This window comes from Anaerolineales bacterium, assembly GCA_016928575.1.
Taxonomy (GTDB): Bacteria; Chloroflexota; Anaerolineae; order Anaerolineales; family RBG-16-64-43; genus JAFGKK01.
On record JAFGKK010000022.1, the window covers coordinates 1 to 8,108 of the forward strand.

The following is an 8,108-nucleotide window of genomic DNA, read 5'->3' on the forward strand; positions in this document are numbered from 1 at the left end:
AATCGGGGATCCAGGGCAAACGCCACAGGCTTCACTCCATCGGTTCCTGGATTCCCGCTAAAACCGTGCGGGAATGACGAACATTCCACATACCCTCGCACCCTCCTTCCTCATCCTCCTCCCCCCTTCACCCCCTCCTCCTTCTCTTCCTCATCCCACACCCCTGCACCCCTCTCCCTTCTCCTTTCTCTTCCTCATCCACCTCCCCCTACACCCCCTCCTCCTTCTCCCGGCACCTGCCCTCGCGAAGCGGGGGTAAGCCGGGAGAAGGAGGAGGGGGCAGGGGGTAGAGGATGAGGAAGTCACGGCATGACGTACAGCCACAGCTCTTTCATCTTCAGATCTTCGCCGGTCAGCTTCTTCCACACCTGGGCCGCCTCCAGGTCGAAGGCGATCCCGCAGTTGAGCGTGGAGAGCTGGTAGGTTTCGATTTTCCCGTTCAGCGGCACCAGCGGGTGCAGGTTGCTGCCGAAGCGGCTCAGCCGCGAACGCGACCACGGCCAGCGGCCGGGGACCGGAATGCGGCGGATGGCTTCCGGCGTGTGGGCCGAAAGCAGGTAGCGCCGCCCGCCGGCGTCCTCGGCCGCCAGCACCTTCGGCTCGCCGTAGGAAGTCTCCACCGGGAAGCGCGCGATCCCCGGCTCGCCGCCCATCGCCCGCGCGGCGCAGGTGTTCAGCCAGGCGGCCGGGTCCGGAACGTTGATCTGCGGAGCGAGCTTGACCCGCTTCACCTCCAGGTCCTCCCCGGCCCAGTTTTCGATCTGCTTGCGGATCTCGGCCAGCTCCTTGCGCTGGCGCTCCAGCCCGACGGTGATCAGCGCCGCCAACAGCGCCACCAAAATCACCGTTGCGACGAACATCACCTCGACCACGTACAACGCCGTGTTGTCAATCATCGTCTCCCTCCTGCATAAAGTTGGTTTTGGTTTGGTTCCGGTAGCGCGCCAGAGTCAGCCGGATCCCGCGCAGTTCCACGAAGCGCCGGTCGCGCGCCAGCGCGGCGTTGCTCGCCGCCAGCCACACCCCCAGCGCCGCGAGCGGCAGAACAAGCGACCAGAACGGAAGACCCTTCGGCAATTCCACAGTCCGCGGCGGTTCGGTTTTTACGACGGGCGGGTTGTTCGGAATTTGGGCCGGCTCCGCCGGCACAGCCGCAACCTGGGTCGGCGCAACTTCCGCCGCAGGTGCCGGACGGTGGATCACGCCCCCGGTCACGCTGGAGTTGCCGGCCCGGTCCCACACTTCGAGCGTCACCTCGTAATCCCCGTCGGGAACGAGGTTCCCGTCGCCGTCCCGCCCGTCCCAATCGATCGAACCCGGCACGGAGGGGTAATCGCGCACCCAGGGCGTCATCCCGCCCCCGGAAATCGTCACCCGCGCCCGGGCCACGCCCGAGGTCAGGTCGTATCCGTCGGCGCCGCCGGCCGAGGGCGCCGTCCACTCCTCGTCCATCGCCACCACCGGTTCGGTGTTGTCGACCCCGATGCTCAGTATGGCGGTGTGCTCCTCGTTGCCGGCCGCATCCACCGCCCAGGCCTCGATCACGTACATCCCGTCCGGATACCGGCCCTGGCCGGTCTCCCAGGTGAAGGCCCACTCGGGATCCGAACCGACCCGGATCTTCTCGCCGCCGTTGATCGAAATGTAGACCGCGGCCACGCCGGATCCCTCGTCCGCGGTTTGGCCGCGCAGGGTCACCGTTCCGCGCACCCAATCGCTCGAGGCGGTGATCCAGGAGGTCGCGGGCGGGGTGGTATCCACGCCGACGATCGCGTGGGTCGTGGTGATATTCCCGGCCGTGTCCTCGGCGTAGCCTTCGATCTCGTAGTACCCGTCGCCGAGGATAAGGTCCGTCTCCAGCGGTCCGCCGTTCACCCGGAAGCCGTATTGGTAAATCCCCGACGTGGCGTCGGTGGCGGCGGCGGTGATGTGCACGCTTCCGCCCCATCCGCCCGGATCGGGATTGCCGTTGTAAAGGATCGAAAGATCCGGGGGAACGGAATCGATGTTCGCCGGCCGCTGGACCGTGGCTGCGTTGCCGGCGATGTCGGTTGCCGTGCAGGCGAGGGTATGCGCGCCTTCCGAATCCACCGTCACCCCGCCGGGGATCGGCGTCCCGCCCGAGAAGGTGAGCGCATCCAACCCGCTGATCAGGTCGTCCGCGGTGCAGGTCAGCGTCACCGGCCCGCCGCGGTACCAGCCGTTGTTGCCGGGCACGCCGGGAGTGAACGAATCGATTAACAGCGGCTGCCCAGAATCCACATTCATCGCGGCCGAATCTTGGGCGCTGGAATCCCCGTAGGAGGAATTCGCCCAATAATTGAAGGAACTGACCCCTTCCGGAAAACTCCAATAGCACTCGACGTCGTCGCCGCTCAAGCCCCCGCACAGCATTCCGACATCGGCCTCGATCCCGGTGATGACGTAAGGATCCATCGGCTCCTGGGCGGTGACGTGCAGCAGGCCTCCTCCCCGGCACCAGCCTGCGTTCCCCGGAACCGCGCAGGAATACCCGGGTCCGCTGACGGAAGCCGGCGGGTAATAGGTGGTCGAGCAGAAACAGCATGGATCGCTCGGGCCGCTGCACCCGGCTGGTCCGGAAATTGAACAGCCCATGGTCGCGCAATCCACCGGCCAACCATCGCACGCCGAGGGATTAAAGTAGGATACGTAATTTCCAGCGGGCAGGCAGCCGGAACCATTTCCTGTGGACAAGTAGCATCCATACGGTTGTCCGCCCCAGGTGCCGCTGGCCGTATAGAAACAGCATGTCCGCGAGCAGGAGCTTCCGCTGGGCGGCCTGTTCGGCGGGTTCCAATCCATCTGCACCGATCCGACGCCGAAAAACAGGATCAGCAGGGAAAGCAGAAACGCTTTGTCATTGAAATGGATTTGCCCTCCCGCCGGGATAGGGCCGGCGTGCGGGCCGGATGGCATTCCATCTTCCCGAACGCCGCCCGGCATGAAAGCATCCGCCCCTGCCGGATCCGACACAGCAGCCTTTTTCGAATAAAAACCAGAAAAAAACTTTTTCATGTTCCCCTCTTTTTCATCAACTCAACTCTATCCTGTCATCCCCCTCCCCCCCTGCCCCTCCCGGAGCAAAGCGACGGGCGGGAGAGGGATGCGGGTTAATCCTCCCCATGCGGGAAGTTGATCTGCTTCTGGTCGCGGTAGCGCGCCACCGCCCGCCCGAGCCCGCGCAGTTCGCTCCAGCGCCTATCGCGCGCGAACGCCACGTTGCTCGCCGCCAGCCACACTCCGAGCGCGGCGAGCGGCAGGATAAACGACCAGAAGGGCAGGAGGCGCGCCGCAGAGGCCGCCTTCACCCCTTCGGCGCTTCCCTGCTCGCGCCCCGGCGATGCTTTCTCCGGCGCGGCGTAGGCGAGCACTGCGGGCGTCGGCAAGGCCGTTTCCTCCGGCTTAAGGCGGCGGACCACCCCATTCGTCACGCTGTAATTCCCGGCCCGGTCCCACACCTCCAGCGCCACCTGGAAGAAGCCGTAGCCGGCCTCCGCGCCGTTTCCATCCTTGCCGTCCCATTCGATCGCGGCCGGAATGTAATCGTACTCGCGCACCCAGGGCGTCATCGCCCCGCGCGAGACCGTCACCACCGCATGACCGATCCCCGAACCTGCGTCCGATCCGCCCGCGTCGCCCGAATCCGGCAGGATCCACTCCTCCGCCAAAGACACCTCGGGCGGGGTGTTGTCGACATGGATCGCCAGCGCATCGGTGTGCTCCTCGTTTCCGGCGGCGTCGTCGGCCCGCGCCAAAATCTCATAATCCCCGTCCGGGAAGAGGGTCGTATCCCACTCGTAGGCCCAATCCGCGCCGCCCGCGATCCGCTTCCACTCGATTCCGTCGAAGGAGACGTAGACCGCGGCCACGCCCGAGCCGGCGTCGTAGCTCGTCCCAACCAGCTGGGTCTTGCCGCGCACCCATTGGTCCTCTTCCGCCGACCAGGCGGTGAGCGGCGGGGTGGTATCCACCTTGACGAATTCCGAGGCGGTGGCGGCGTTTCCGGCGTAATCCTCGGCCCGGGCTTCGATGGAATGCTCGCCATCGCCGATCGTCGTCGAGGAAGTCCACCCGGTTCCGTTCACCTGCAGGCCGAAGCTGAAGATTCCGGAAACGGAGTCAGCGGCCTCCACTCCCAGCGTCACCGGCGAGACGTACCAGCCGCCGCGGCCGAGAGTGCCGGAGACGATCAAATGCACGCTTGGGGATCCGGAATCGATCGGCACCGAGTAGGTCGCGTCGGCGGAGTTGCCGGCCACGTCGGTCGCGGTGCAACTGACCACCGTCACCCCCTCGGTGTTTGCGGTCTGGTTGCCGTAGGTCAATCCGGCCAATCCGGAAAGCGCGTCGCTGGCGCTGCAGTTGAGCGTCACCGGCCCGGCGAAATACCAGCCGCGCAAGCCCGGCGTGCCGCCGGAAAGGGCGCCGATCACGATCGGCGGAGTGGAATCAACCTGGTAAGTGCCCGAATTAAAACCGGTCGCGGGGACGTTCAACCCGCCCGAACAGGATGCCTTCCATGTGTATGTGCCCACACCGTCCGGGATGCCTTGTGTGCACGGCGCGCCGCAGGAAAAACCCGCTCCCCCGATCGATCCGCTGAAGGAAACCGTATGAGTCGGATCGGAATCGGTTGCCGTCATCACCAATTCCGCGCCGCCGCGGCACCAGCCGCCGTTGCCCCCCACCGCGCAATTGTATGAAGCGTTTGCCGAAAGCGAATGCGGCGGAGGCGGAGGGACATAACAGGCACAAGGAGAAAGCCCACCTGTTGAACATGAGGGCGATTGTCCCCAACAATGCTGCTGAAATGCCGCTTCGCAACCGGAGCAACTAGAATTGTTTGAAAAACAGGTGAAAGTAATCGAATTACAACTCCCTGATCCGGAGCAATGACCGTAGCGATACCATCCGTTTGCACACCCCTGTCCGTGGCATTCACTCACATCAAGCATCAACGCTATGTATGTCAAACCGAGGTAAAGCGCGGTGCGGATCAATCGCGGCGCGAAGCGCGCGGCAAAGCGAAGCGACGGAGAGAGGCCGGACTCGGACGCGCGATCGCGCTTGTCAGATTCCATCCCGGGCATAAGAACCTCCTTGCCCCGCCCCCTCCTCTGTCCTCCCCCGTTACCCGAAGTTCGGGTAACGGGGGAGGATAAAGGAGGAGGTCTAAAACGCCCCCGTAACCGATGACATGACCGGCAGCATGATCGCCGCCGTGAACGGCAGGAAGAAGAAGATCGCCGATGGAAGGACGAGGTTACCCTCCAGCGTTTCCGCCGCGCTCATCACGTGCTCGAAATATTCGCGCGAGATCGCGCGCGAGATGTCGGCCATCATCTCCGCCCCCGCCACGCCCTTCGAGGCCACCAGGTCCAGCTGGGCGCCGAAGGCGGTCAGCTGGGAAAGGCCCGAGCCGAGCAGCAGCTCCACGAGGGTCCCGCGCACCGGCTTGCGGGTGAACAGCGGTCGGCCGCTGGAACGGCTGTCCGCCAGCGCCCGCCCGAGCAGTTTTCCGAGCGGCCCAGGAATTTGGGCCGCGCGTTCCACCGCCACGTCCGGCGCGTTGCCGGCCGCCAGCTCGGCCGCCACCAGCGCGGCGATCTCCGGCACCTCGCGTCCGACCTGCTTCTTCACCTCGTCCGCCCGCCCGTTCACCTGCAGGATCGGGAAATAGGCGCCCAACAATCCGGCCCCGATGATGAACAGCATGTTGCTGGAATCCGCCACGAACATCGCCGCCGCCCCCGCGATGCCGTAGAGTGCGCAACGCCCGATCAGCGTATCCAGCCCCCAACCCTCGAAGTGTCCGCCGAGCTGGGCCCAATCCAGGTTGCCGAGGATTTTCGTCGTGTCGCGGTTGTAGAAACGGAGGAGAATTCCGCCCAGTTCCTCAGTAAACCCCGTGGGAATGGTCCCTGAGAATTTGCCAAGCCGCCGCGAGGTGGATTGCTCGAGGCTCAGCGACGAAAAGATCAGGTAGACGCCCAGCGCCCCAACCGCGCCGGCGACCAGCACGATGATCAGTTGGGCGGTGTTGGAATGCAGAAACTCGCTTACGGCGGAAAGGTCCATAAATTTCCTCTTTCCCGACCCCTCCCCCCTCACCCCGGCACCCCTCTCCCAGCATAAGCTGGGAGAGGGGACGGGGGTGAGGGGGGGAGGGCAGGGGAGGGGGCCTAAATCGCTCCCTCGATCATTGAATCGATCATCATCCAGCCGAAGAACATCCAGCCGATGATAAAAGCATATAAAATCTGCGTGGATGGATCATGCATGGCGACGGCGAATTGCGGCGTTCGGAAGAGGAAGACCATCACCACGATCAGGGCGCCGACGATCGTTTTTATCGAACCCTTGGCACCCTCCCCTTTGGCATGCGCCATCCCCCGCGCCTTGAGCGCGTCGCCGATGTTCTCAGCCGCCATGGTGAAGGCCTTGACGTAGCCCGGACCGCCGGTCTCCCACAACCGGCCGATCTCAAACACCGCGATCCCCAGGCTGGGGGAGATGACCTGCGCTTCCACCAACAGTTCGGCCATCGCCTGCAGTCCGCCGGCCTGGCAGCGCGCAATAAGCCGCAGCATCCACTCGCGCAACGGACTTTTCGCGTCGAGCGTCTCGGTCACCTCGTCCAGCGCTTCCAGGACATTGGATTCGATCTGCACGGTGGAGGCCAACCGGGAGAGGAAAATCGGAATGTCCTTCTCGATCCCGTGCGTCAGTTTCACCCAGGCGCCATTCATCAGGGATTTCACGAGGAAAAAGGAAGCCACGAATCCGGCTGGCACCATCAGCAAGGGGGCACCGACGATCAGCAGGACCAATCCGAAGGCGGTCCCCATTCCCAGGTAGGCGAGCCATTCCGCCGCCGGTTCCGCGCCGCTGACGTCCAATCCAAACGAGGCGAACACCAAGCGGGTCTTGTGATTCTGCGAACCGACGTCGACCGCGGCCTTCTCCTCCGCCGCGCCGCCGAATTGCGTCAGGCGCCCGCCGGGCTTCTTGATCTGCGCCAGCAGGCGGATGAGAAAATACGTTCCGAAGGCCAGCGCCGCGCCGGCGATCCAGGGTTTCAGCGTTTCCAATTCCACCTCGGCCTACCTCCTGGTGAAGGGTTGCAGCATCGCGTCGCCGCGGGAGTAGAGTTTGCGGAAGACCACTTCGCCCTGCTGCAGATCGCGGGCCGTTTCCCACACCCCGAGCAGCGCGCGCTTGCCCTCCGCCCACCCCACCTGGATCACCACGTCCACCGCCTGGGCGAAGATCGAGCGCGCCGCCTGCATCTGCACCTGCAGATCCGCGAACATGATCACCGACAGCCGGAAGACCGTCTCTTCCGGCCCCTCGGCGTGGAAGGTGGACAGCCCGGGGTGGTCCGACATCTGCGCCCGGAAGAGGCTCATCGCCGCATCGCCGGTGCGAACCTCGCCGACGATCAGCCAGCGCGGGCTCATCCGCATCGCGTCGTCCACGCCGTTCTTCACCGTGTACGAGGGGATCGAGGAGCCGGGCGGCGCCGGGCGGGCTTCGATCGTCACCACGTGCGGGTGGTCGAGCCAGATCTCCTCGGGGTCCTCGATCTTCACCACCCGCTCTTCGCGCGGGATGCCGGCCGAGATCCCGGAAAGGAAGGTCGTCTTGCCGGTGGCCGTGCCGCCGATGATCAGCACCCGCGCGGTGCGGGCGACGATCTCCACCAGGCCGCGGATCACCGCCTCGGGGGCCATCCCCCACTCAATGAGTTGTTCGGGCGTGACCGGCCTGGCTTCATAGAGGCGGATGTTGACCGAGGGGTAGCCCTCGCCGGGGACAATGCACGGATGCAGGACCTTGATCCGCGCGCCGGAAAAATTCTCGCTGCGCGGGAGTTTGGCGTCCACCGAGGGCGTGGCTTCGTTGACCGCCCGCCCCAGCGGCGCCAACAGCGCTTCCACCCCGCGCCAGACCTCCTCGCGCGCAGGGGTGATTGTCAGCGGCTCGAAGCGCGGCGCGCCCTTTTTCAGGATCCACACCTTGCCGGCCGGGGTCACGGCGATCTCGTTGAGGTCCTTGCGCTGGGGCGGGAGCAGGTCGTGGAAGAA

General features: G+C 65.1%; 6 protein-coding genes. All 6 read right to left on the bottom strand.

Annotated elements, in window-relative coordinates; translation table 11 throughout:
* Positions 1 to 302: 302 nt before the first annotated feature.
* Entirely contained in the window at positions 303 to 896 is a 594-nt protein-coding gene (locus tag JW929_03515; GenBank protein ID MBN1438455.1) for a hypothetical protein, read from the bottom strand.
* Entirely contained in the window at positions 889 to 2,937 is a 2,049-nt protein-coding gene (locus tag JW929_03520) for a hypothetical protein (GenBank protein ID MBN1438456.1), read from the bottom strand. The genes JW929_03515 and JW929_03520 overlap by 8 nt, the downstream gene beginning before the upstream one ends.
* A 194-nt stretch (positions 2,938 to 3,131) precedes the next feature.
* Complete coding sequence (locus tag JW929_03525; protein MBN1438457.1) at positions 3,132 to 4,664, bottom strand: hypothetical protein; 1,533 nt, start codon at positions 4,662 to 4,664, stop codon at positions 3,132 to 3,134.
* Positions 4,665 to 5,193: 529 nt separating this feature from the next.
* Positions 5,194 to 6,099 (bottom strand): hypothetical protein, encoded by a 906-nt coding sequence (locus JW929_03530; protein ID MBN1438458.1) that lies wholly within the window; start codon positions 6,097 to 6,099, stop codon positions 5,194 to 5,196.
* Between the two features lie 104 nt (positions 6,100 to 6,203).
* Positions 6,204 to 7,118: a hypothetical protein gene (locus tag JW929_03535; GenBank protein MBN1438459.1), complete on the bottom strand. Its 915-nt coding sequence runs from the start codon at positions 7,116 to 7,118 to the stop codon at positions 6,204 to 6,206.
* 6 nt (positions 7,119 to 7,124) lie between these two features.
* A partial coding sequence (locus tag JW929_03540; GenBank protein MBN1438460.1) for a CpaF family protein occupies positions 7,125 to 8,108 on the bottom strand: 984 nt, incomplete at its 5' end.